The following is a 25,303-nucleotide window of genomic DNA, read 5'->3' on the forward strand; positions in this document are numbered from 1 at the left end:
CGGTACATCCTGTCAGAGACTCAGAGTTGAGGTTTCAAAACATCGATCTTGGCGATTCGCATCACGTCATCCTGCAAAAGATCGGTCAACCCTTTCGCGTCTGACGTGCCCTGAATTACACGCCCGTCACTCATGGTGATCTTGTAGGCCTGATTCGCGGCCAGCATCGGCGTATCCTCAGTGTGGCCTGGGTAATGCAGTTGGTAACGCTGCTTCGTGCCGTCCTTGCCGAAGTTCAGTGGCGTCGATTGTTGCGTCGAAGGGCCATTAAAGGAATGCCCTGCCGTCTTCACATTAAGGCGACCATCGGAGCCGATTTCGTGACCGCCGCCGATCGTGTAGTAACTGCCGTCCGATGCGACTATGTGAATCTTTTCTCCGCGGATATATACGTCCTTGGCGGCAGCCAGATGCAAATCCTTCTGCGCCTGAATTACTACGTCGCCCGCCTGGGCCTGGAGTTGAACATCGCCCTGATTCGCAATAGCGCTAATGCCATTAGCCATTGCAAACAACTGCATGCCCTGACCCGCATGGCCAACCCAACGCTGCCCGCTAACCAACTGAAGATGCTGCTGCGCAACCTGATCGATGTTTTCACCTGCATAGGTCACATGCGTCTTCGGCGTCACGTTTACCGACCCCGCCTGAGCGCCGAATGCCATCAGCGCTTGCGAGCCGGCTCCCGACGCCCCCGCACCCGACGCACTGCGCGGCGTCCACTCCTTGAACGCAGACGCCACCGCACTCTGCCCCGCCGTATCGGCAGCCTGCCCGCCATGCTGTCCGGCATAGTCGCCCAGCGACTTGAACAGTTCCGTGCACTCCGCAAGCAACTGCACCAGTTCATCACGATCCAACTGGTTTCCGCTTGCCTGCGTGCGGGCATAGGTCGTCAACAGAATGCCCTGCGCGGCACGCAATGCCGCGGCCGCATCCGTGCGCAGTTCCGCTCCCTCGCCACGATCCTGCCCTTGCCCGTTTTCACGAGGTTGCGTCAGATACCCCAGGTTCAATTGACTATAAGCATGCTCGCTCGCCAGTTGTCCGCTGACCTGCCCGGGAGTGTCATCGAATCTGAGCTGGTTATAGCGCGCCGCCTTGATTTCCTTCGTCTTGATCCCCGAGACATATCGGTTGCCCGGCAGTGAACCCGTGTGACTGAACGTTGCAGGCTTGTTGGGCCCGTTATGCAGTACCCCCGTCACGAACATCTTGTCGGGGTCGCCGTTCAGAAAGTCCAGTGAAACCTCCATCCCAACCCGCGGTAATGAGGTATGGCCAAAGCTTTGGCCGGCCAGGCTCGTGCTGACTCGCACATAGGCGCTATCCCGATCAGTACCGCTGGCCCCAACACCTTGGGCATGTGCATGGTCATCCGGATTAAGGCCCTGAATCTGCACCTTGATCCGTCCCAATTCGTCGCAATACACCTCCTCCCCCTCCGGGCCGACCACCAGAGCGGTGATCGGATAGACGCGCGGAAGATCAACACGCGGGTCGTACGCTGGGGTAAGTGCTATGCCGCGTCGCACGCAGGTGAACGTGTTGTCGTAGCGAGTCCCAACGGCATCGGATGAGCGCGCCTGCATCGACTGCGCGACAGTCGGCAACGAATCAAAGTGCCAGCGGTTGGCGTCGAACAGCGCCTGCGCCCGCTCATTCAGATCCTTCGGGAGATTGTTCTCGGCCCGATGATGCAAGCCAGTAACGACGAACTGCCGCTCACTTTCCGGACGCGTATCGACTTCCGGATGTCCGGTCAGCTCAAACCAGCGACCAACCGCCAGATCCCGCACACCGCTTGCCGCATCTACGCTCACGGCCCGCAATTCATGCGCGAGCATTCGCGCCTTGCTTAGGCGATCGTAGTCGTTCCACGAGTCGCCTGCGTGCGGCACGTCGATAACGCTATCCGACAGGAGCTGCGACAGATCGTTGCCCGCCGGGCCCTGATCGACGATATTGGACTCGGACGCCTGCGCCATGATGCCGGCCTTGTAGTCCCAGCTCGCGCGCTGCACGCTGCCTGGTACCAGTTGCTGCGAGGCGGACCATAACGTGACCGAATCGCGCTCCTCGGTCGCGGCATCGCGATGGTAGCGAATCGTACCCGCAGCCGATTCCGGCAGCTTCATGGGATCGTCGAACAGCACCAGCGTGTGCACCGGTATATCGCTGCCGCCGCTGTCGGACGGCGCCTGCCCGCGTTTGCCCGCCGCAGTAAACCACGCTATGCCGTCACGACGGCAGAGTCGCCGGATAAAATCGGCGTCAGATTCGTGAAACTGGAAAATCAGTTCGCGCACCGGGTACTGGCTGCGATTTATGCCAGCCAGATCGAAGTCAAATGCGCTCGCCAGTGCCGGGCTTTTCTTCTGCCATTCCCGAAGCAATATCTCAATGACATCGGGCACGTTCTTTGTGCGGAATATGCGGGTATTGACCCGCCGCTCCAGAACGGACAGGGCGTCGCGAATAATGAGCTGATACGTCGCCAGCGATCCATCGGATTGTCCTGCGCGTGCGTCTGTCACCAGTCCGCAAATCTGGTGTATCGCTCCGCGATCGGTTACAAGCTGGACGGAAACAGGTAATCCGATAAAGGCCTTAAGCGGCAGGTCGGCACGTGTTGACACGCATGTCAGGTGCCCTTCGATACCAGCGCACAAGCCTTCCCTGATGTCGATGCGCTGGATTACCAGCACCTGTTCGAGCGCTTTCTGAGCATGTCCCCACTGCAGGCGAATCGGACGATTGTTCTGGTCGAGGACACCGGAAGCGAATGCCCGCAGCAGATCGGCAGAATTCACAGTTGATCTCTTGGAGTTTTTGCTGACCGACCTTAACCGCCGTCCAGCCTTTGATTGATCGTCTACGTCACCGGGGTTCGTCAGTTGACCGACCAGAGAAACGCAATTCGTCTGATTTTAGCAAAATCGTTATTGCGCAACCTCTTCAATACAAAATTTATCAGCACACCCTCCAAACGATCGCTTGATTTTCAGCATTTAAACAAATTTGAAGAAACCATTTCCTCCACCGATCGTCACGAAAGCCCGACTGCAGTCAAAGGCTGATCAATTTATGCTGATTGGCTAAATTCAAAACTCCCCGTTAAAAATGACTGCTCTCGCTGAAGTGATAACACGCGGACTGCGCCTATACGCCGTCCGGTTGGGCCTGAAAACCTACGCGGCGGCAGGTGGGATCAAGATCGTCCGCAACCATCGTCGCCCGCTTGTGCCTGCTTATACGAGGAGGACTACAAAAACGTTGTAAAAACGCAAATCAGAGACGCTGACTTTTCTGCGACGGCTTTTCAGGGTGCCCCATTCGCTGCCCCCAACACCTCAATGCTGCAAATACCGCCGTCCTGTTGGACCAACGAAAAACGAACAAGCCTCAATCCTGACATTGCAAGAACGGCTCAATAACCACACGTTAGCTGGCCCCTGTCGGACGCGGGCTTGCCAAGATGGCGCGTGCATCACACAACGCGTGATGCTAATGCCCGTGCTCGGCGAAAAATTCATCTAGCCGCACCGAGTTTAGCTTAGTCCGGATGTTCTCGTGCCGCCATCCAGCAGGAAGCTCACCGCCCATCAAGCTTTCTAGCAACTGGAGGTCGCCATCGAAGTTGTAGCAGACAACGGGACGGCGGCAAGGCGAAGTACGTCCAAGCCGCTCTTGCACTTTCGCGCCGGAGTTCCAAGTTTGGCATGGACCGCCCTATCGGCGTCCGGATTCGTCCGTCAGAAAGCGGTCAGCCGCGTTGACGATGCTCCGGTTTCAGTCAGGTTGGGATGCTACGCAGCCCTTCTGTGCTGGTCGTCCTTTCCTTCGACGCTGACTTCGTCCGCAGCGGCAGTCGCCCTTATCTTCTCTGCATCCTCTACCAGGTCTACGGCGGGATTGCTCATCGCTAGCGCGAACCTGTATCCGATTGCGACCTCGTCTGGCGTCATGCCCACCCGGAAGGCCGTGATTTGGTTGGCGAGTTCCGGGTTCAGGTCGGTACGCAGTACTTCGTGGCCGCTCAGGTTACGATTCAGTCGTGCGCGACCTCCGTAAGTTTTTCTCTCGGACATCACTTTCCTCCTATGAAGGTTGGCCGGGCATAATGCTTCAACGCCCTACAGTACCTTGCGTCGCGGCGGTCCAAGGTTGCTTATCGCACGTAGGGAACGATAAGTAAGCGGCAGCAACGTGATAGTCCGGCAGCGGGCCGCCCTTTCTTTGGGCGACTCTGCTGCCCGGACGCGCACCACGGTTCCCCTGCTCGCGGAATTCGCCCTCTTTGATGAAGCCCAGATAGTGCGATACCGCGTATTTCTTCAGCGGATTTCGTGCTACTTTCGATTCGCCCGTAAGCGGGGATACGGCGACGAGAATGAAAAGAACGACTGCGGTCATCCTGCTGCTGGCTTGTGTCAGTACCTTAGCCAGCCCCCCGTCGATATATGAACACCAGCAGATTTCCAATCAGAGAAATTGCAAGGCACGGACTGCGCTCCTGCATTCAGTCTGGAGGCCTCATGCTACGGTTCGCGATGCCGATGCTTCGGTGCCGGGTCGTACCGTCAAGTTTGTGAAGATGACTTTCGCCGGGGTTTGCTAGCGCGCTGTCTCGCAAGTGCGTACCTAGTCATCATCTCAGGGTTGATGGTTGGAACAGGGGCAATCAGCTTGAGCCACGACTCCCGGCCCAAAGTTCGCACGACTTCGATAAGCGTATGCAAGGACGAGCCGTTCCCGCTCTCCAGATTCCGCAGCGAACGTACGCTAATGCCTGCTCGGGCCGCCAGCGTCGACTGGTCAAGATTTCGATGGAGGCGCAGCGTTCTCAAGCTGTCGCCTAGTTCTGCTTCCCACTCTTCGGCGGTTCTACTACGCCCCATTGCCTCTTCCCATCGTGACGTGCCTGCCGTATCGACAATGCCCTGCGATTATCGGCACTAGTATGCCGATTAAGTAGATAATCTTCAGACAAGAGGTAAAAATTTGCCTCTTGTTGCGAGCCAACTGACCGAGGCGCGGCTGGGGCGCTGGTCAGCACTGATTGCCCGTATCTTGGTCGCCGCCGATGGTCGAGTCTCAGTTTCTCGGCTCCGCATCCCTGCCCACGTCAAGCCAAACGCGAACGCGCAGCATGGGCCCGGTCGAAGATATCTTCCAGAACCGGATGAACGCCGCGCAACCCCTCGACCACTGCGCTAGCCCACTCAAAGTATTCCCGCTTACGCTCGACCGCCCAGTCTGCCGGCGGGTTGGCAGCAATGTCCCGCAGGTTGCAAATCTTGTCCGCTAGCTTGACTAATTTGGCCCTAGCGCTAACGTGCGGTGCGTGCTCGACCTGAAGGCGCTTTCGCTCCTCCTTCGGCAGCGACTTGTCGTCCGTTACTTCGGCGACGATGTCCGCGACATCTTCCCCGAACAACTCCGCCAGCTCGCGTAGCGATGTCTCCGTGTCTTCGATAGTGTCGTGAAGCACGGCGGCAACCAAAACGCTTTCGTCGTCGACGTTCCCTTCGTTTGCAAGCACATTTGCCACTGCGATTGGGTGGTTGATGTAGGGAGATGCCTCACCATCTTTACGCCGCTGATTACGGTGCTTGTCAGCAGCGAAAGCGATAGCTTTAATGAGATTGTTCAAGAAGTGACCTCTTGGTGCAGAAGGACACAGTGAGCCGCGCGTCCACAACGGCCCCTGTGCCCCCTTATATGTGGCATTGCTCTCGCGACATCCGAGCCCTAGTCCGCTTTGCCATAGGCCCAAAGCGGCCATCGGGTAACGCAAAGACGTGCAAGGTCAGCGGAGCGCGCGTCGATATCCGCACGAGTGAAAGCCGGCGCCTTGGCAGCTCCCGCGGCAGCCAGCGATTTAGTCATCTCATAGCCTGAAGAACGATAGAGCTTTACGTCCTTCATCTTGGTTTCTACCGCCTGATTGTTGCATGACGAATTCAGTGCGCTTTCGAGGAGCGTTAAGTTACCAAGTCGATGGATGTGGCCGAGATATGCCTCGGTTGTTGCAAATCCATGTGCACGCACCCCGAAGGAGGGCTCCTGCGGAAGGACGTGCTCTACAGTCTGCCCCGAGCGAACAAGACCCGCCAACTCCTGCAAATCGAACTCTCCACTGCCAATCGCGACGCGCTGCTCCTCTTCCGCGGCGTTAAGAATGCGTAGCACCCCGGGATTTCGATACATTTCTTCCATCGCTAAACGAGACTCGAACATCCCGTCATCCATGAATTTGGCCACAAACCAGCTCATGTAGTCTGCGATTTCCGTCAATGGCTTATCACCCGAATCACGGGTAAGGTAGAGGATATCCGCTTGCGGATTTGTGCCTCGCAACTTGAAAACACGGAGGTCCGCGACTTCAATCATTTGAAGCAACGACAGGTTAATATGCGCGTATGCGGACTCTCTCAAAACGCCTCGCATTGCGAGACGTGTCGTCAGCGGGTAGAGCGTTGCGGCGAGGTCACCTACGACAAACAGCATATAAAGCTCTTTGTCAACACGGGTCTGCTCAATTAGCCCACGCAACGCGGCAAAGAAGTCCGCCAAGTCTGCAACGTAATGCTTGATAAACGCACTGAGCTTCGCAGTGTCGCTCCGCAGAAGCTTCAGTGTCGGCTTCAGGAATGACTCAAGTACGGTTTCCGAAGACGCGTTGTAGTCGAATCCGACCGAGCTCGTGTGACCGTCGACGTTGAAAGCAAAGTAGTGGTATCGAAAAACATCGTCTTCCCGAAACGTATTCCGATTCACAACGCGAATTTGGTAGCCATCTTGCGCAGCCAGGCCCTTGATAAGGCTGTAGTCACGAAATGCGGCCCCGAAACGTTCGGCCACAAACTCGTCAAGCTCTCCGGCAAGAAATCGATTCGAATAGTAGATAAGGAGGCTTTTCGCAATGTCCATCTTCGACAGTGGCACTCCACGGTCATTCACTGACTGGAACATGCGGATTGCTTTACCCTCTTCGGCCTCGATGAACTCAAGCACCTCAAGCTGCCCGATATTCACTAACCACTTTTGTATGGTGCTCTCACCTCCGGCATCTTTGATAGCCTTGACGCGTTGCCGAATCCAGCCATGAGCCTCTTTCAGCCGGACCTGGCCCTCGGTGGCAGGAGCCGGATTTTCGTCTTCGAGCAGTCCGGAAAAGTAAGCCTGGTTGTTGCCGAGAACTGTAAATTTCGGCCCATGCACTGGATGGCGAAGAAACGTCGACCGATAGTAAGTCTTGACCTCTCCCTCGGGAAGAGCGCCAACCATGGCATCGAGCAACATCGTTAACGTAGTTAGCCGCTGCTGCCCATCCACCACCTTGAAACGGTCTTTGGCCGCGCCTGCCGACAAGATGAACGTCCCGAGGTAATGGCTCCCACCCATCTCCATCGCTTCCAGGATGTCGTCGAAGAGGTCGTCGACATTTGTGGTACTCCACGCGTAGTCTCGCTGATACGGAGGGATTTCCAAGCTCTTACCGGTAAAAAAATGCTCAATTGTTCTCGTACTCACAATAGCCTCAGGATTTTTGTTTGACGTTCACATTTACTCAGAGAAGCGAATTTTGGCAACGCCAGCCGTACGCTGCGTGCCGACTTATGCGGCGAAGTAGTGGTGCGCTATCGTTGATAAGGCCGTCGAGGCTGTAGTGGGGTTCTTTGAATAGCGCGTCGGTCACAGTTGTCGGAGCATTGATATTCTGGACATCAGACTACGTGTAACTGCGTGTGCAGGTGGATACCGCTAATGCGCTTTGACCACATTTCTGGAAACGCGACCTCACTGGTCCCATCGCCGTCGCAACGTTGCAATCCTGGCATCGGACCGGAGTGATTTACCATCGGGTCCACACAATGCCACTGAGCCCTCCGGGAGACCAAAAACGGACTCGATTTGCCGTTTGATGCTGCCAATACTGGCATCGGCACGTGCCGCACGGTAGCGCGCCGGAGATTCGATTCTGAACCCCTTGAGGTCCACGTCGTCGTCCCCTAGCAATTCCCGTTCGGCCGCTTCAACGACTGCATCTCCCACATCGGTATTGTCTTCATCGAAGGACTTGGGCGAGCGACCATCGTCTTCCGGTTGAGACTGCACAATCGACCAGGTAAGCGCGTCCTCCGGAACCCACAGGCTTCCGTGCTCAAGGTGATATGCCATCACCGACTCGCGGGTCGAAATATAGTCGCTCAATCGCGACCGCCCCCCAGGCAGGCGAGACAGTTCCGACTGAAGCTCCTGCAGAATGGACATCGGACCGACTACGCCGATGAAGTCCGAGTTAGTCATCTCATGGAAGTTGAAACTCACCGTCGCGTGAACGTAAATCGTGGCGCGCATGCCGGGGTCCTTGCTTGCTAGCGAGGATAGGGTGCGCCGTATGGTTCGCAGTCGTTCAAGGTCGGAAACGCTATCCGTGTCAATCTCGACAGTCGGAATAGCTTCCGAACTCTTTTTGAAATTTAGTTCACTGGCCGGTTTCGTCGTCATGGTCTCTCTCGCGATTTATGCCAACGGCGGACAAGCAAAAGGAAGGCGCATCCGTTGGCACTCTTTGATTTCTTTATTGCCTTTGGTATTACGGCACAACAGTCAATTCCTTTAGACTCATGGCATCATTGCCGCCGTCATCAAGAAAGGACCAATGCGAAATGTTCATCCCGCGACACCGACGGCTTGTCGCCCTCCTAACCGGGTCAACAAGGACTCTTCCCTCCGCTCTCTGGACATCGGCGACTTGTTCGACGAGTTCTGACGCTTCCTCATCACAATCCAATTCTCAATGCGCCAAGCGCACGTTGTGAAGTTCAAGCGCCCCTTAGCCGCTCCTGCTCTCTCCATCAACGCGAGCTAATCAGCCGAAGTCTCTGCAACAAGCCTCAACGCGCGACCAGCCACGGGCAGATACAGCCACTGCTCCCGGACCGACTTGCCCGTGCACTTTTCGATAGCTTCCGCGTACGCGGACAGCTGCGGTCCATACTCCCGGACAGTCGCGTCATCCCGGCTGGTACCCCCCGGATTGGCTTTGTGGTCGACGAGGACCCACCCGTTAGGTGTATCGACCAGCAGGTCTATGCGGCCTCTCATTCGCGTCCCATCTGACCGGTCAGCCTCGACAGGGACCTCTACACGGACCGCTCCGCCGGGCCAGCGCTGTTGTACCCAGCGGAAAAAGGCCTGTAGCTGGGCAACGACGGCCGCCTTGTCAACCGCATGTGCCGCTCCCCACGCGACAAGGATGCGTTCCACATCGGCGTCTTCAACTCTTCCCGCCACGCCGGCGCGGGCGATACACAGGTGCAATGCGTTTCCGAGTACGTCCATTTCAATACCGGCGGTAATTGCGACGCGCACGCCAATGGATTCGGACTCGGCGACAGCGAACATACCGCCTCCCGCGTCGCTCGGCCGATACCAGAGGGGCTGCGCATCTTTTGCTGGTGCGGCCACGTACCAGCTACATGCGCACTCTTTCTGTGCGGGCGGCGCAAGAGCACTATCTGTGGCCGTCCAGGTTCGGGCCTCGCGGAGAATGGTTCCTTCATCCGGAAGTACAACTTGACCGGTGTCCCCGAAAAGCAGGTCACCCGCTCCGACCTCATCAACCCAGTCACGGTTGACGCTTTTACTCCGCTGACACGTGACAAGCACATTTGCGTCGCGCGCACGTGTCATGCTGACATAAAGGAGGCGCTTATTCTCAGCGAGCGCATCCGCGGCCATCATCTGACCGATAGCACTTACCTCGGCATTGACGGCTGACTGCGGCTGAGTCCGCCTGCCCCAGGTCTTAGGCCAGAAGTGCACGAAGCGATTCTCCAGTGGGCGCTCGGGATTGAACTCGCCGTCGGTACGCGCGCGAACACCCCACAGGGCACTTCTTGTTGCTGTTCCCAAGGACGTAAGAATGACGACGGGCCACTCAAGCCCTTTCGCTCCATGGTGGGTCATCACGCTAACGGCATCGTCAGCGGTTGCTGACCGGTCGTCGGCTTGACTGTCGGCGAGCGTGTCGAGCCAGCGCAGAAGTCCACCGACGGTGGCTGGACGCCTGGCAGCGATACATTCGTCTTCGTAAGCCGCACCAAGGTCCATCAGGGCTTCAACGTTGGCGATTCGGGTCCTCGCCTCATGGGGCGAACTCGACCATTGGCTTGCAACACGGGCAACGTGTGATTCGGCCTTCGCGAGTCGCATTGCCTCCCGCGGTGTCAAAGCAGCGAGGTTCGGCCGCAACGTCTCCAGGCGGACAAGAAGCGGATGCGCTTCGTCACCCTCGGCTTTCCACTGCGAAGGGCTAGCGCCTTCCCTGGCGAGATACTCAAGCCGGTCGCCAAGCCACTCCTGCGCCGGAACGCCATCAGCGAGGGTCAATATCAGCGCAGTTGCGACGCTGTCCCCCGCATCAAGCAGGCGTCGAAGGCACGCAAGGACGAAGATGGCTTCTGGCGTGCCAAGAAGACCAGCTCTCGGGCTCGCGGACGGCACCCCCCATTGCGTCAGTGACGTAACTGCAAGTTCAACCTGGTCGTTCTTGCGACACAGGACCGCTATATCTCCTGGACGAACGGCACGCTCCTGTTGAGTTTGCCGGTCCACGACCCTCAGCTCCGATTGAAGCAGCCCGCTGACTGCCTGCCCCAAGGCAAGGTAGTCGGACTCGTTGTTTTTGCTTTCGAAGTTCCAGTGAAATAGTGCCGGTTGCCCTGCGATGTCATCCCGGGATGGTTGCAGGCGCACATGTTGTGGCTGCAGTTCAGGAAGGAACGCAGAGCCGAAGACGGCATTCGTCAGGGACACAAGCGCTGGTGTCGAGCGCCGGGAAGTGGTTAGCGGCTCCCCCAGCTTGCCACCCCAACTCTCAACAGCCGCAAGAATGCCTGCGATGAGCCGGGCGTCCGTACCACGGAACCCGTAGATGGCCTGCTTCGGGTCGCCAACCCAGACGGAGCGCTTGGCCAGTTTGGCGAGCTCCACAAAGAGCGCCAACTGTAGCGGACTCGTGTCCTGAAATTCGTCGACCATCACGAGGTCGAGTTCGTCGGCCAATGCGTTCCGGACGTCCTCGTTCTTGCGGATGACTTCGAGGAGCAACACTTCCTGGTCGCTGAAGTCCACTGCGCCCATCATGCGCTTGGCTTCGGCATAGGTGTCGAGCGTCCCGGCCGCCAGGTCAAACACCTGTTCAAGATAGGAGCGCACATCTTCGTGGAACTCGGGATGCGATTCGTGCGCCTGTGCAGCTTCCGAAACGGGTGTTATGGCCGCGCGGACCGCAGCGCCGGCATTCAGACTACAAGCCGCAATCCAGTCCGGCCAGCACCAGCGCCCCTCACGAAAACACCGCTCGAGACGCTCCAGGTCCCGGTGACCGTTCCTGAGGTTTTGGGCGACATTGCCACCCGCGGCCTCAGTCGTTGCTATATGTAGCGATACGTCAGCCAACGCCTTCGTCAATGCGCCAGAGAGTGCGTTCGTCGGGTCGCCGTTTGTCGAAGGAGCCGGCCAGTTCGCCAGCATCAGGTCGGCGTTCCGACGACCCATCGCTCGTACCTCGTTCGCGGAAATGTCGTTATTCCTCGCGGCATTGACCACGTCTTCAATCTGTCCAGACCAGTCTGCATGCTCGATACCAAACTTCGAGGTAAGCGCAACGAGCTTTGCACGACCCGATTCGTCGAGCGTCTCCGCAAGTGAAGTCGCCAGCAGGCGTCTGGCCTGCCCCTCGCTCAGGACCGTCTGGTCCGGGGATAGCCCTATCTCAAAACAGAAGCGCTTCAGCAACTGGCCGCACACACTATTGACTGTACCGAGCTTCGCTTGCCCGATGGCAGTAGCGAGTTCGATTTCGCCCTTGTTCAAGAGCCACGAGCGGGCGCGCTCGCGCAGCTCCGTTGCTGCCTTGACCGTGAACGTAGTCGCGAGGACGCCGTGCGGCCGCGCCTCACCTGATTCGAGTGCCTCGGCGAGCGTCGATGTGAGCTTGTAGGTTTTGCCGCTTCCGGCGCCCGCACTAATGAATTCGATATTATTCATTGCTCCCAGCCCCCGAGCAGCACCATATAGTCCTTTTCCCATGTGTTGGGCCCGTTCACCTGCAGCGTGCCCTCCGGTCCCTGGAAATCTTCCCCGCCGCCAAACGGAACGACATCGATGTGGCCTGCGGCCCATTGATTGGTTCGCCAGTCCCAGCTAGCCTTTGCCTGCTGAATGAGACCGGTGCTTGCAGCCAGAGGTGGCGTCCGAACCTGAGCGGTCGGGATGACGTCCGGTGCGCTCACGTACATCGCGCCCGACTCAAGAATGAAATACCCCAGTGCCGCGGGCGTTACACCGGTTTGCTGCTGGTAAAGCAACGAGTAGAGTGCCAGTTGGAGATGCTGTCCATCGAGCAGCGTGGCAGCGTAATAGTTGTCGCTGCGCCACTTCATATCCAACGCTACGGCCTTGCCTCCCGGCAGTTCAACGAGCAGGTCGATTTTGCCAATAAGCGGCACGTCGCCGAGCTGGCCTGCGACAGGCAGCTCCGTGTGAACGCGGGTAGTGCCCGCCGCGCGCAGATGGCGCATCATCGAGCGGATTGCGTGCTCGCATACGCTCCTGAATCGTTGCTGACCGACCCCGGCACCGTGCATCAGCAAGACTGCCCCCTCTGTCCGAAGGAGGAAATCGACGTTGTCCCGGAACCACGTCACTGCCTGCTCATCGGTCCAGTTGAGGCAGTCCGCCTGCTGAAAGAACTTTTCGAAAACCCGATGCGCGAGCGTTCCAAGGAGATTGTTGCCGTCCCTTGCCTCAAGTATCGAGGCCGGACGCATACGTGCGATGCGCTTGAACGCATAGAGCGCGGGCGCATTGAACAGTTCGGACATGGACGTGTACGACTGGTCCGTCGTCGGAAGCGTAATCGGCCCCCCCAGGTCAAGCGAATCAGGCGTTTGGGGCAAAGCCATGTGCTCGACGTGCTCGGCGAGTGTACCGACGAATTCACTTCCAGCTTGTGCGTCAAGGTCGACACAGTGCTTCATCAGGTCTGGCCACAGTTTCAGTAGCAGTTGCCGAACGGGATGCTCCTCAGCGCCCGGAGGCGGCAGGACCATGATGAACCTCCGCCTGGCGGCCAGCAGCGGACGCAGCCACTGCCGCGCCAATAGCTCCAGTTCACGCTGCGGATTTCGTATCTCGACACCCAGGTTACTGAGTGCCTCAAGTTCCGCCTTGGTCCAGTGAAGCGGTAGCGGCAACTGCGGCGTCGAAGGCATCCACCAGATGACCTCGTCGGCTGGCTCGATGCAGGCAGCGGTATCCGACTCGGCTCGAAGGCAACCCACCTGCGCCGGCGCAAACGGATTTCCTGAACCCGCTGGCGTTGCGTGTTCCAGAAGCTGTTCGACCACGCGCGGCGTGATGTTGGGAGCGCCCTGGTTCTTCAACTCGACCAGCCCATCCCGGACGGCCGAGCATTGCTCTATCGCGGCGTCGAGCGTGGCGTTCAGCAGGCCATCGTCCGCCAGACGTTTGCGCAACGCGCTAGCCAGCTTCTCGACCCGCGCCAGCAGCGCATCCACCGGTGCGCCAGCATCACGATTCCAGCGCTCGCCCTCGAGCCAGAAAGCGACGTCCTCGAGGATGGCATCGCCGTTCTCTTCAGCCAGGATTTCCTGTTTCGCTGCCTCCCAGGCTTCACCGCCGATACCAGGCTGCTCTGCGACAGCTTTTGCGAGGCGGACTCGCGCCGTTCGGCGGAAAGGCCCGATGGGATGGGACAGAAACTCCACGAGGTGTCCGATGTCGACTGGGTCCCAGCACATTTCGAGAGCGAGCCCCAAGGCTTGCAAGGCGGGGCGCAAGCTGCTGGTATGGCGAAAGCCGCTGCTGGCACCACCCGTCGCCATCATCGTCGTGTCTACGGAGTCACCGTTCGACTCGCAGACGAGAAGCCGGTCGGTTGGGGTTTGGCGGCAATATGCACTGAGCCAGTGCTCAGCGGCTTCACGGGTCGACGCCTGGACAAGCACGACACTGCCGTCAGCACTCGTGACCGCGAGAGGACGAAGGTCGCCTTGCGTGACTGCGTCAAGCGCGTGTTGTTGAAGTTCGCGAAGCAGTCCATCGCCCTGAGGCTCGGGCTTCCACTCCCTGACGGCCGGCAGGCGCGCGAGGACCTCGCGCCACGCACGCGGAAAGCTGCCCAGTGGGTCGACGAGCAGTACCGATTCGATTGGAGTCCGCTCGGTCTCGAGCGCCGCGAGTATGGCAGCGAGGCGCTCCGCTTGGCCGGGTGGGATGTTGCCACTCGCAATCTGCTCGACCTCCGCCATGTCCTGTAGCCTTCGAGGGCTTCCCGTAAGTGCGGTCCCATCCCAACCTCCCCGGCGCCATTCGTCGCGCCAGGAAAGGAGTTTGGCGCTCGTACCGACGCCATCCGCTTCGAGCGAACGACTGTAGAACCGTTCATGCCCTGTTTGACTGCGCAGATGCCCGAGATAACTTGTGACGCGCCCCGCCGCGCTCACCTCGGGACGGCTCAGCCCCAGCCAGGTTTCGAGAAGCCCGAGCAGGCCCGTGGGTCCGACGACAGGCTGGTCCAGGGCGTCCTTGCGGGAGGGGCCTAGTCGACTGTCCAGGTTCAGTCCAAGAGTGATGTGCATGAGTGGTCTCGAGTAAGACAAGCTTTGAATGCAACGTTCTTTATCGCACCATCATCAAGGTATTGACGCGACTTTCGATACTGCGCAGGCCAACAGTTGCAAATTCCGGTTCGACGCATCCGAAAAACTCCGTTCGACGCGGTTCCGGGTCAACCAGGAAATTCCTCTTATGATGATGCCATCGCTCGCGAGGCAACACGCTTTCCGGCGAAACAACCTGGAACGCAGTCCCAATCGCGATGAACAGGTCGTCGTCGGTCATTTCGAGTTGCATGCGATGCAGCTTCAGATATTCTGGCGCGGCTTCGTGAAAGAACACCACGCCCGGTTTGACCGCTTCAACCTCTCCACACCTTGGACAGGCTGTGTCGAGACGATAAACCTCCCCTTCCTTTGGGAATCTGAGGTCGCACGATGTACAAAGCATCGAATGCATGTCGCCGTGAAGATGTGAGACGTGCAGAGCGCCAGCCCGCTCAAGCAAATCGTCGATGTTCTGTGTGATAAGCCGGACTCGCTCTGTTCCCCACTTGCGCTGCCATGCAGCGAGAATCTGGTGTGCTTCGTTCGGGAGTGCATCCCGTTTCTCCAGGATTCTCTCGTTGTAGAAGTGGAAAACCGCATCCCGGTTCTGGCGCCAGGTCAGGAAGTTGCAGACCTTATCAATACTCTCCTGGCTCCAGATGCCGTTTCCGGTTCGGAACGTCGAAATCCCGCTTTCGGCCGACAGGCCTGCTCCCGAAAATACATACAGGCGCGGGCCTCGAGCATGCTGTGCAGATGACACCTTTCATCCTCCGATGGGCAAACAGGCCGGTGCGGGACGCGACCGCGAGTACGTCGACTCAGATACGACCGTTACGAGCCCGTCCGCGGGGCATCCACCGCAGCGTCCGGGCGTACGCACCACTGTCGTCATTTGTGTCCATTCCAAACCGGGTCCGGGTCGTCGTCCCAGGAGGGGGCAAATTCCACGTTCGTCCATTTCGGATGGCTTCTGTCGAACGGGGTGCCAGGACCTTGTCGCGGTCGGTCATGGCGGTATATCCATCCCGGCAGGTTGGAGTTGTGTATCTCCTCGTAGCGAGCCATGAATTCAGCAGTGGACATGCGCTTTGCATAACCCAGGAATTCGCGCCCCTCAAGCTCGCAGTCTGGTGTCCATATCTGCCAGGTGTATTTATAGAACCTCGGTGGCGTGGTCGGCAGGTACCCGAGACAGAACCACAGCGCATCGGGGCGGTCGCGCTCCCAGCTTTCACGGGTAGGTAGTCGCATGGTGGGCAGTTTCCAGACTAAGAGATTACCGCACAAGAAGGCTACGGAGAGAAGACGTCAATCGTCATCGCCATCCCGCACAAGGGCCATCAGCTGATTGCCGTGTCCGTACGCACGCAAATTGGCATCGAACGTCTTGTTGAGCTGTGGATTGTAGATTCCAACCATTCTCCCGCGCACGTAGGCGAACTGCTTCCCATGGCTGTCAGCCCTGATGAGGCCGACAATTCTTGACGAACCGTCACGAATATATAGTGTGGTCATTGCGCCTCCAGTCTGTCGTCCGGGTGATTAGAAGTTGTCAGCCCAGCGCTCCCAGAAGCCAGGCTCATCGTGGTGGGCGTTCTTCATGGCAAGCTGCAGTTCGACGACGTAGAACCTGACGTCTTCAAAGCGCATCGTGCCGTCTGGATGCTCGAGAAACGCCTGAACCTTGCGGTACCGGTTGTCGGTCTCGTCGAACGGCACATTGATGAAAATTTCACCGGCGTACGAACGCATCACCGTCTCGGACGCGAGCTGTCCGCACTCACGCCACTCGATGCCTTCGCTGTCGAGCCATTGCACGATGAGCATGCGTGTCTCCAGACTCTTGTAGTCCGCACGGTGGGGGCGCGGCGCTTTCAGGAATTCGAGATAGAGCACGTCCCGATTCAGCTCTCGCGCAATTGCGTCGATATGTTCCAGGAGTTGTGGCATGAGATGTCATCCGAATGTTGAGAACAATTGACTTCTGTTCTGACCTTGTCATTCCCGGACATAGTCCAGTGCCGCTGCGCAGGTTGGGCAGAGTGTGCGTACCCGGCCATCCTCGTGCCCACGCAGCATCGCAGGCTGACCGCACCGCCCGCATGTGCGTTGACTCAGACGCTGAGCCTCAGCAATCCAGCTCGCCATCCTGCTCGTCACTTCGCCCTCGAGCCGGAAGCGCAACGTGCCGAGCTGGTCTCTGACTTCGATGACGCGCAACCCGGGCAGGCCGCCCGCGGACTCGAGCTTGCCAGAGAGCTCGTCGATGATTGGGTACCAGCCATCATCGCAATCGAACCGGCTGCCACCGGAGAAGCGCGGCCGCAGTTTCCAATAGGTGGCCGGATAGGTCGTAATCAGGGCATGTTCGAGTTCTCGATTCATCGTTGGTTGACCGTTTAATGAAGGACTGGCCGGAATTCATTGTTGATGCCGTACGGAACGTGGCCAGTGGCCACGACCTGCGAGGCTGACTCACAGTTGCGTACGTGGTCATCGAAGAAGATGTCGGGCCTGAACTCGGCGAGGAAACGTGCCTTGTCCTTGCCTCCGAGAAACATAGCCTCGTCCACCGTGACACCCCATGCCATCAACGTGCGAATCGCCCGCTCATGCGCCGGCGAGCTACGGGCAGTCACCAGAGCCGTCCGTACCCGGCCCTGTGACCCGCGACGGCCCCGCAGCGCGCATAGAGCCGCGAGAAACGCCTTCAATGGACCGGGAGACAGCGGGGAGTGCGCATGACGCGCCTCGTGGTCGTTGAACTCCTGTAGCTGCCGCTGTCTGAAAACGCGCTCGGCTTCGTCGCTGAACAGGACCGAATCTCCGTCGAATGCAATGCGCAGCTCCCCGTCGTCCTGCGTGGAAGGTATGCCCGGAGCCGGGTAGACCCGGGCAGCCGGGAATCCGGCCGCCATCGCATCCTTGACATCTAGTGCATGGGCCGAAAGAAACAGGTTGGCCTCAAGTGGTGCAAGGTACCCGTGGGGCTTTGCGCCGCCCGTGAAAATCGCCCGGCAGATAGCCAGTCCGTGGTGTCGAGCCGACGAAAACACCCTGAGCCCGGTGACCGGGTCATTGCGCGACAGGATGGCGACCTCGACGTCGTTGCTGTCGCCGCTATTGAAGTCCAGGAGCTTGCGCACCAGCGGAAAGGCGACGCCAGGGCTCGCGGGGATATCCAGGCGCGCGGCCTGAAGCGCGCAATACGTCGAGGGGTCATCCTCCCGGAATACCTGGTTTTCTGCCTCAAAGTCGAAGAGCGCCCGTGCGGACACAGCGATGGTGATTTTTGTGCTCGAAGTCATGGGTCTCTCCTGTGGCTGAGCACCATGATGCAATGCAACTGGGACAAAAAGTGTCCGCATCGCCGGGTAGAATCATCGCTACCGAGAAGCCGGCTAACTCACCCTCGACCGACGCCCAGAATGACGACCTCAAGCCTTGATGAAGCGATTCTTCGCATCCTGCCAACAGACAGGGACCTGGAACCGTGGATGTCCACGTCCAGGGTTCTTCAGCTGCTGAAGGACCGGGGTCACCGCGTCGACTATCCGAGACTGTTGCGACGACGCCTTTCCACGCTGGAGCGGGACCTGTTTGTCCTGTCGACCGTGTCTGGCCGGAACACCCTCTGGCAACGCAAACCCTGGCTGCAGGGCGCCAGCCAGGTGGCGAATTTGATGAGTGCTTCCGAGGCTGTGGCATTTCATGCACTCAGGCGTTTTGTGGGAGACAAACTGCCTGCGGCAGTGACCGGCGACATCGAGCCGCTATTCAAAGCGGCCGACACGCGACTTTCGCAAGACCGGGAAGACAGTCGGCTATATCGGGCGTGGGTCAACAAGATTGACTCGGTGGCGGCTACCTACGCGCTGACCCGCCCTCCCGTCAATCCGGAGGTCTTTCAGACCGTCATGACCGCGACATTCTTTGAGCGCGAACTGCTTGTCGGCTATTCACAGGCTTACCGGGAAAGCAGGCCCGACGACATCAAGCCGAAGCGGCTCTGGCCGCTCGCGCTCGTCGAGTCAGCCGGATTGATGTACATGGTCGCCCAGAGTCCGGACCATCCACCAAGACCTGAAAAGGGAAGGCCTGATTGGCTCCGGAATCTGTATCGCCTGGACCGAATCGTGTCGGTGGTTGAGTCTGGGGATACGTTCGCGTACCCACGGGACTTCCGCTTGCAGAACACGATTGAGAAAGAACAGGCTTTCGACTTCCTTCCCGAAACGCCAGTTGTACTGGAACTCGCGGTTGAACTGGCGGAGGCGAAGCGACTGAAGGAGCGAGGAATGTCGGACGACCAGCAGTTTGAGAAGTTACCCGACGGGCGCACAAAGTTCATTGGAACGGTGGTGCCCAGCGTCAAGCTGCGGTGGTGGCTTCGGTCGCTCGGCGCTGCGGTGGAAATCCTGGCGCCATCCTCGCTTCGGGCCGAGTTTGCGCGCGACGCTGCAGCGTTAGCGAGGCGCTACGACACGGCAGCGTGAATCGCGGAAATGATGCTTTTACCCTGCAGGGGCCAAACAACACAATCGAGGTGGCAGGTGGATAACGACAAGGCAATCAGACAGGCGGCTGCCTGGATTCGCGATGCGGACGGTCTGCTCATCACTGCGGGCGCCGGCATGGGCGTGGATTCCGGGCTGCCTGATTTCCGGGGAAAGGAGGGTTTCTGGCGTGCCTACCCAGCGCTGCGCCACTATGGATTTTCGTTTGAGGACATTGCCAACTCTGCCGGCTTTGCGAGCAATCCGCGCCTGAGCTGGGGGTTTTATGGGCACCGTCTAGCACTCTATCGCGCAACCGTACCTCATGCGGGTTTCGACCTTCTGCTCAGGTGGGCATCGACGATGAAGCACGGCGCTTTCGTGTTTACCAGTAACGTTGATGGTCAATTCCAGAAAGCGGGGTTTGATACAGAACGCATTGTGGAATGCCACGGTACCATCCACCGGCTTCAATGCGTCGAGGCTTGTACCAATGAGACCTGGCCAGCTGACGACTTCACGCCCACTGTCAACGAAACGACCTGTCTGCTCGAAAACGAAATGCCGACGTGTCCGCATTGCAATGGTCTCGCGCGGCCGAACATTCTGATGTTCGGGGACTGGCAATGGGTGGAGGAGCACGCGGACAGGCAGGGGAAACGACTTGCAACCTGGCTTGAGTCCGTTGAGCGACTTGTCGTTGTGGAAATGGGGGCCGGTCGGGCGTTACCGACCGTCAGGCGCTTCAGCGAGCGCCACGGACCCCGCGTCATCCGCATCAATCCGCGAGACTACACGATAGCGTCAGCCATTGGCTTGGGAATCCCCGGGACTGCGTCAGATACCCTTCAACTACTTGAAAAGTCCTTGGTAGTGGCGCGTGGACCAGACGCGTAAAGAAACGGGTGAGTTGGTCGTTAATAACGGCCGTGATAGAAGCGATGGAATGCGTTGAGAGTACGTCGAGAACCGCAAAACTACCGTACAGGCGTCGGCAACATTCAGGCTTTCATGCAAGACATCAACAGGCGGCAGTCAGGAAAAAGGAGAAGAAATGCCACAGCTTAATACGGCGACCGGGAAAGCACAGTTCGAATACAGTGGGAACAGGGAGGCAGGCATCGAACTGCACTTCGGTAATGGACAGCAGACATTTCGTGTACGCGTTAGCGCCGAGACTATCAATGCACTCCTGGCCGAATTCGCCTCCAGGCCAGCCCCTGTCGTTGTTGGAACCCACTTCTCAGACCCGCCCCTAGGTAGTATCGGTGATTGGCTGAAAGCGCAGGGGCTCCAAAATGTTGCATGCTATCTCGTTCCCGCGCTGGAGCATCTGCGCTTGGGAACATATGACGCCAGCCGTCGTCGCTTCTCGTTTGCGAAGTTGAATGGCGAAGGCAACTTGAATGCGTCGAACTCGCAAGCCCCTTCCTTGCCGACGCAGGGTTTCGACGGTGGGTCGCTGGCGATGGAGGCAGGAAAAATGATGTCACGCATTGCCGAAGACGTGTCAACGCTTTCCCTGTCTCCCGTCCGACGCATTGAATGCACGGTGTCCGGATTTCCCAGTGCTGAAGCGTTTCGCAGTTGGCTGGACGAACTGAGTCTTCCTGAGGAAGGCGAATTCGTTGTGTACCGTTTGCAGACCGATGCACCAGGAAAATTTCACGCCGCTTTTCCCGAGAGTTCGGCTTGCACGTACAAGCTTAGCCGCAAGAACGAACTGACGGACGATGGCGACACGCTCTATGTCGGAAGTTCAAGAGACTTCGCGAGTAGGCTGCGGCAGCATTTCGGCTTCGGATTCGAGGGGACATATGCACTTCATCTGAAGCGCTGGGTTCCGGAATCGCTGTGCGATACGCCACTGGTGCTTGACTATTGGACAGTGCAGGATAGCAAACAGGTGCGCCCCATCGTGCTCCAGACTCTGGAGGACTACCTGTGGGACCATAGTCGGCCTGTATTTGGACGGCGCGGCTCTAAATAGCGGCGCTGGATAACTGGATAGCGCCGCGTGAGCTGCCTCCGTAATGGCCAACTGGCTCTGCCAGGAATTGATAGCGCCGTCGCCAGGCCTCTTGACTGTGGCACGGCATCAGCAGAACAGCTCCGCGGGAACCCGTAGCGCTGTTCTGCTGGGCGTCGCCGTCCGAGGATGCGGCCCGGCAAGCGGGACTGCATCCACGAGGCACGCCTCGCCCCAAAGAACGAGTAGTGTCTTCGCTCCGGAACCGCAGCGACCTGACTGAAGGGCACTCATTCGAATGCTGCGCAAGTCAGTTCCGTCAGTCGCTCCACCCTTTCGCGACTCTGACGTACGCACTTGCGATGAGGACCGTCACCGCACCCGCTACAAAAGCAATAGCATGTGACTTAAGATATTCCATCGGGCCAGGAAACATATCACGCTCCTTGAAATGCTTGCCCGCACTCAGCGCAAAACCGGGACGCGCGTTCATTCCGCGCGCCGCAGGATGTGCATGCCTTCGTGTGAGCCTCGACGATGGCCTTCTGGCGCATGTAGGCAATTTGAATGACACATGGCAAGGTGACCCGATAGGCCGGACTGGCCATGTCTGCCAGCGTCCATACGCCAGTCACGACCCAGCCAATGGGGCCGAGCAGCAATCCGATGGTACGCGAGAGCGTTGCATTCACGGCAAGGGGAAGTCCCCGGCCAAGCAATGCCTTCGATACGGCATTGGCCACAATGAGCGACAACGTGTAGGTGGCAAACCCACCCATGCGGCCTGCGGCAATGAACGCAGCGCCCGCCGCGGGCTTAAGCATTGAAAGGTCGGATACGTTCAGTTCTTTCAACACCGTCGCCCGTTCCTCCGGGGACATTTTCTCGAATGAATCGCGGAGAAATTTGCGAAGAATGCTGTCTTCGACAAGGAGGAGGTCATCCTTCTTGTCGAACGCGACCTTTAGGTGTGCGGCCACATCCTTGACCACTTCGTCGTAGGTGATGGTCGTGCCCACTTCCGGAAGAACCTTGTCCAGGAGATTGCCCAACGGAATACTGTTGCGAACGTCGCGGTAAACGTTGGTCAGCGTGTTGCCACCAAACGCGCAAATCTCGTGACCGATGAGACCTCGGTCGAACTCCGAATAGACTCTGCGCTCCTTGCACTTGACCAGTCTCGCGCAAACATCGTCACTCAAGGAAATGCGGCCGGTGCCGCTCTTAGTGATGTAGTCGACAAGAATGTCTAGGTCGGCAATGTCCGACTGGGCGAGCAACAGGGAGAGGTTGCCGGGGTTCTTGATGAAGTTGTCGCTCATTGTGTCTGCCTGGCGTTGGTCGTTCCGAGAATGCTGCAGATGGTCAGCAGCGCTGGTAAATGAGAGGTGCTGACGCCGTCAATTCGGAATGGAATCGATGCGGCGGTCGTCGATATCGACATTTTCGTCGCGTGCCGGAAATCCCTCACCTCCTGTGAAACCTTGGAGTCCCGTTCATCTTCGACGGTATTGAGCAGTCTGCCAATGCGCAAGGCGGCTTCGGCAACGCGCTGAGAAGTAGTCGAATCCATGCCTTGGAGCTCCGCTGCCAACGTGGTAAACGTCGAATCCCTCAGAGCCTGCTGAAACGTCAACATTCCACTTCCCAGGCTGGCCCAGTCCTGTGGTCTCATCAGCAAGATTGCTGGTGGAACTCCGACCGCGTCCGCGAGGCGGCAGATAATGTCCAGGTCGGGATTCGCAGGCGTTTCGTCAGCTCGACCGCCAAGGTACTTTGCCAGGGTTGACCTACCCATTCCGGCGCGCCCGGCCAACTGCGTTTGCGACATTGCATCGAGGGCGCCGTCTTCATCTTCAGACGCAACCCGCATGCTACGTCGCAGAGCTTCCACAAAGCATCGCGAGACGTCGCGGAAGGTAGTGCTTTCTTCTATTTCTTCGCTCACAGCGTCCTCCGTCTTGTTGGATGCGAGTCTAGGGGAATGAGGTCTCCTTCTTCAACAAAACTTGTCTGCGACGGTGAACACCAATTGGTTGCGTAACGCCAAGCGGAGTGGTAGTGCGGGTGCAAACGCAGCGTGACCAGATACGCCGCGGGTGTGGACTACACATGTCTACGCAGGTAGACAAGCTCTCAGAATCGGGGGGATGAGCGGAAGGTTGCCGTGGCATAGTACGCGGGCTATCCGATGGCGAGCCTGCTCGATTCCTAGCAAGCGCACTGTCGATGAGCATCCGTTTGCATGGGGCACGCGAGAGAGCAAATCGCGGCATCGCGTGGCTTGTAGTTCTGGCGGGCTGAGGTACGGCGCTTTTCGACGGAAGTTCGCGACGCAGGCTTTGTCACACGCGCTCGACTATTCTTCGTTTCAAGGACAAGTTCATGATTCAAGACTCGCATAGCAACCTGGCTGAAGCAAAACCGTCGCTAACGCACACCATCGTGCTTGGTGATGATGCGCTGCGGCCCGGTGTTCGTGTCGCCCCCCTTTCGGACGAGGAGCGTTATCGTGCGGCGAAGCCAATGCCGGTCGATTCAATGCTGACTTCCAGGTTGAGCACGAGTCTTCAGGCCGTACCCTCGTTGCTTGTCGAGGAGGGGCATCGAGGAAAGCGCCTGATGGAAGTTGTCATCGACGGCGAACTCGTCCGGGCCAAAGACGGTGTCGGTCTCCGGGCATGGACGGTCGACACGAACGGCAAAATCTCGGAACACGCAAAGCTTTTCGAAGCTGACAAGCTACAGTCGATGGTCAATGCTGCTGCGGTCTGGCAAGTGGCCTCGGTCGTCGTCGCTCAGAAGCACCTGGCTGACATCTCCGCCAAGCTGGACGAGATTCGCAAGGGTGTCCAGGACGTTTCGGATTTCCTCAATGAGGAGCGCCGCGCCAAGGTCACTGGAACTTACGAATATCTTGCTCAGGCCGCCTCAACCATCAGCAAGGGCGAGCTTTCATCAGCAATTCGTACAGAGCTCGAGAGTTGCGACCGTGAGCTGACGCAGGTCCAGCACCATCTGCAGCAGGAATTGTTGCGGCGGTGCGACGAGCCCATCGAGCACAAGGAGTGGTTCGGGACCGAGGACCTCCAGAAGGACGCGGTCACCAAATATGAGCGGCTCAAAGACCTTGCGAGGGACCTGCGCCTCACCCTGAAGACGCGTGCGCTGGCTTGGTATGTGATGTCGCTTTACCCTGGGGAGCCGGCGCTGAAGCAGGCTCGCATGGAGCGTCTGCTGCACACTGCTGAAGAGTTCGAAGCTCACCTGCGAACCATCGACGCAAGTGCTGAACGCGATTGCCAGAACTTCTCCTCTCTCTGGAATAGAAGCACCACGTTGGAAATTCGCAAGACCGAGGTACGCGAAGCCGCCCAGGCGCTGTCTGCCGACCTGGTTGCCGGTGCACACGAGACAAAGAAGGACGTTCAAGCGTCAGAAGCTCTCCTTCTGACCCACGATGCGCCGACATACCTTGTATTCGAAGTAGAGGATGGGCGCATCGGCGAGCTTCGGATGTGCGCGAGCTAGCGAGGAAGCGAACGACCAGAGCTGACTCCGCTTGGTTGATGCACGTCGAGGAGAAGTCGCCGGACGGAGAGAACGGCTGGAGCCTGTCATCGACGAGCGGTATCTCGTCGGGTCGGGCTATCGTTTGCGCGGCGCTGGCAACCGGACTTTCGGCGGAGTCTGTGTGCTGGCCGGGTATCCTGCGTTCGCGGTCATCGTTGATGCGAACTGCCGATTCACATTGAGGCTCACCGGCGCACCGGAGACGGCCTTGTCAAGGCGCCTTGGGGCATTCACCGGAACGCGGAAGTTGCGTCGCGCGCCCGGAAACGTGGTGAGGGTGGGACGGTCGGAGGCTTATTCAGAAAGACGAGGTGACACGCCCATCGGGCGGTAGCGGGACTCAAGACACGCGGTGTAGTACCGCCGCCCTGGTCAGCAAGACGTCGACCAAGGATTCCATTCCGGTTCGGGTAGCAGATGGCGTTTGCGATGACTGTCCGGTTGCCATCGAATGGAAGCGTGACAAGAGACTCGCGTGAGGCACGCCTTGCTGACCAGGGCGGGTGACTGTCGCTTGCATTCACGAGGAGGCGCGTCGCATCGCCGTTTTCCTCGAA

The 25,303-nt window shown here is 58.5% G+C and carries 22 protein-coding genes; 5 read left to right on the forward strand and 17 right to left on the reverse strand.

What is annotated here, in order from left to right; translation table 11 throughout:
• Positions 1 to 20 precede the first annotated feature (20 nt).
• Positions 21 to 2,813 (reverse strand): type VI secretion system Vgr family protein, encoded by a 2,793-nt coding sequence (locus tag WN982_RS19160; RefSeq protein ID WP_341313473.1) that lies wholly within the window; start codon positions 2,811 to 2,813, stop codon positions 21 to 23.
• A 54-nt stretch (positions 2,814 to 2,867) separates the two neighbouring features.
• Between WN982_RS19160 and WN982_RS19165 the strand changes: the two genes are divergently transcribed.
• Entirely contained in the window at positions 2,868 to 3,080 is a 213-nt protein-coding gene (locus WN982_RS19165; RefSeq protein WP_341313474.1) for a hypothetical protein, read from the forward strand.
• A 729-nt stretch (positions 3,081 to 3,809) separates the two neighbouring features.
• Here the strand turns inward: WN982_RS19165 and WN982_RS19170 are convergent.
• The 14 genes from WN982_RS19170 to WN982_RS19235 form a co-directional block, all read right to left on the reverse strand.
• Complete coding sequence (locus WN982_RS19170; RefSeq protein ID WP_341313475.1) at positions 3,810 to 4,091, reverse strand: hypothetical protein; 282 nt, start codon at positions 4,089 to 4,091, stop codon at positions 3,810 to 3,812.
• A gap of 37 nt (positions 4,092 to 4,128) precedes the next feature.
• Positions 4,129 to 4,416 (reverse strand): hypothetical protein, encoded by a 288-nt coding sequence (locus WN982_RS19175; RefSeq protein ID WP_341313476.1) that lies wholly within the window; start codon positions 4,414 to 4,416, stop codon positions 4,129 to 4,131.
• A 167-nt stretch (positions 4,417 to 4,583) separates the two neighbouring features.
• Complete coding sequence (locus WN982_RS19180; protein ID WP_341313477.1) at positions 4,584 to 4,901, reverse strand: helix-turn-helix transcriptional regulator; 318 nt, start codon at positions 4,899 to 4,901, stop codon at positions 4,584 to 4,586.
• Positions 4,902 to 5,128: 227 nt separating this feature from the next.
• Complete coding sequence (locus tag WN982_RS19185; protein WP_341313478.1) at positions 5,129 to 5,656, reverse strand: HD domain-containing protein; 528 nt, start codon at positions 5,654 to 5,656, stop codon at positions 5,129 to 5,131.
• Positions 5,657 to 5,754: 98 nt separating this feature from the next.
• Positions 5,755 to 7,539, reverse strand: coding sequence for a DUF262 domain-containing protein (locus WN982_RS19190; RefSeq protein WP_341313479.1), 1,785 nt, complete (start codon positions 7,537 to 7,539; stop codon positions 5,755 to 5,757).
• A 267-nt stretch (positions 7,540 to 7,806) separates the two neighbouring features.
• Positions 7,807 to 8,517, reverse strand: a complete 711-nt coding sequence (locus WN982_RS19195; protein WP_341313480.1) for a hypothetical protein — start codon at positions 8,515 to 8,517, stop codon at positions 7,807 to 7,809.
• Between the two features lie 360 nt (positions 8,518 to 8,877).
• Complete coding sequence (locus WN982_RS19200; RefSeq protein ID WP_341313481.1) at positions 8,878 to 12,066, reverse strand: UvrD-helicase domain-containing protein; 3,189 nt, start codon at positions 12,064 to 12,066, stop codon at positions 8,878 to 8,880.
• Positions 12,063 to 14,681: a PD-(D/E)XK nuclease family protein gene (locus WN982_RS19205; protein ID WP_341313482.1), complete on the reverse strand. Its 2,619-nt coding sequence runs from the start codon at positions 14,679 to 14,681 to the stop codon at positions 12,063 to 12,065. The genes WN982_RS19200 and WN982_RS19205 overlap by 4 nt, the downstream gene beginning before the upstream one ends.
• 40 nt (positions 14,682 to 14,721) lie before the next feature.
• The gene (locus tag WN982_RS19210) at positions 14,722 to 15,468 is read right to left on the reverse strand and encodes a Sir2 family NAD-dependent protein deacetylase (RefSeq protein WP_341313483.1); all 747 of its coding nucleotides are present in this window, start codon (positions 15,466 to 15,468) and stop codon (positions 14,722 to 14,724) included.
• 128 nt (positions 15,469 to 15,596) lie between these two features.
• Positions 15,597 to 15,959 carry a hypothetical protein gene (locus tag WN982_RS19215; protein ID WP_341313484.1) on the reverse strand — a complete coding sequence of 121 codons (363 nt, stop codon included), beginning with the start codon at positions 15,957 to 15,959 and terminating at the stop codon, positions 15,597 to 15,599.
• A 57-nt stretch (positions 15,960 to 16,016) separates the two neighbouring features.
• Positions 16,017 to 16,223: a hypothetical protein gene (locus WN982_RS19220; protein WP_341313485.1), complete on the reverse strand. Its 207-nt coding sequence runs from the start codon at positions 16,221 to 16,223 to the stop codon at positions 16,017 to 16,019.
• A gap of 27 nt (positions 16,224 to 16,250) precedes the next feature.
• Positions 16,251 to 16,658: a hypothetical protein gene (locus tag WN982_RS19225; RefSeq protein ID WP_341313486.1), complete on the reverse strand. Its 408-nt coding sequence runs from the start codon at positions 16,656 to 16,658 to the stop codon at positions 16,251 to 16,253.
• A 48-nt stretch (positions 16,659 to 16,706) separates the two neighbouring features.
• Positions 16,707 to 17,093: a hypothetical protein gene (locus WN982_RS19230; RefSeq protein WP_341313487.1), complete on the reverse strand. Its 387-nt coding sequence runs from the start codon at positions 17,091 to 17,093 to the stop codon at positions 16,707 to 16,709.
• 14 nt (positions 17,094 to 17,107) lie between these two features.
• Positions 17,108 to 18,016 (reverse strand): 5'-nucleotidase, encoded by a 909-nt coding sequence (locus tag WN982_RS19235; protein WP_341313488.1) that lies wholly within the window; start codon positions 18,014 to 18,016, stop codon positions 17,108 to 17,110.
• 120 nt (positions 18,017 to 18,136) lie between these two features.
• Between WN982_RS19235 and WN982_RS19240 the strand changes: the two genes are divergently transcribed.
• The 3 genes from WN982_RS19240 to WN982_RS19250 all read left to right on the forward strand — a co-directional run bounded on the left by WN982_RS19240 (position 18,137) and on the right by WN982_RS19250 (position 21,194).
• Positions 18,137 to 19,204: a WYL domain-containing protein gene (locus tag WN982_RS19240; RefSeq protein WP_341313489.1), complete on the forward strand. Its 1,068-nt coding sequence runs from the start codon at positions 18,137 to 18,139 to the stop codon at positions 19,202 to 19,204.
• A 57-nt stretch (positions 19,205 to 19,261) separates the two neighbouring features.
• On the forward strand, positions 19,262 to 20,101 hold the full coding sequence (locus WN982_RS19245; protein WP_341313490.1) for a Sir2 family NAD-dependent protein deacetylase: 840 nt from the start codon (positions 19,262 to 19,264) through the stop codon (positions 20,099 to 20,101).
• A 157-nt stretch (positions 20,102 to 20,258) separates the two neighbouring features.
• Positions 20,259 to 21,194, forward strand: coding sequence for a GIY-YIG nuclease family protein (locus WN982_RS19250; RefSeq protein ID WP_341313491.1), 936 nt, complete (start codon positions 20,259 to 20,261; stop codon positions 21,192 to 21,194).
• Positions 21,195 to 21,610: 416 nt separating this feature from the next.
• On the opposite strand, the gene WN982_RS19255 is transcribed toward WN982_RS19250, so the two are convergent.
• Both WN982_RS19255 and WN982_RS19260 read right to left on the reverse strand, forming a co-directional pair.
• A complete protein-coding gene (locus WN982_RS19255; protein WP_341313492.1) occupies positions 21,611 to 22,495 on the reverse strand; it encodes a ubiquinol-cytochrome C chaperone family protein in 885 nt (294 codons plus the stop codon).
• Positions 22,492 to 23,121, reverse strand: coding sequence for a helix-turn-helix transcriptional regulator (locus WN982_RS19260; RefSeq protein WP_341313493.1), 630 nt, complete (start codon positions 23,119 to 23,121; stop codon positions 22,492 to 22,494). Before WN982_RS19260 ends, WN982_RS19255 begins: the two co-directional genes overlap by 4 nt.
• A 437-nt stretch (positions 23,122 to 23,558) precedes the next feature.
• Between WN982_RS19260 and WN982_RS19265 the strand changes: the two genes are divergently transcribed.
• A complete protein-coding gene (locus WN982_RS19265) occupies positions 23,559 to 24,704 on the forward strand; it encodes a hypothetical protein (protein ID WP_341313494.1) in 1,146 nt (381 codons plus the stop codon).
• Positions 24,705 to 25,303 lie beyond the last annotated feature (599 nt).

The organism is Paraburkholderia sp. IMGN_8 (genome assembly GCF_038050405.1).
GTDB lineage: Bacteria > Pseudomonadota > Gammaproteobacteria > Burkholderiales > Burkholderiaceae > Paraburkholderia.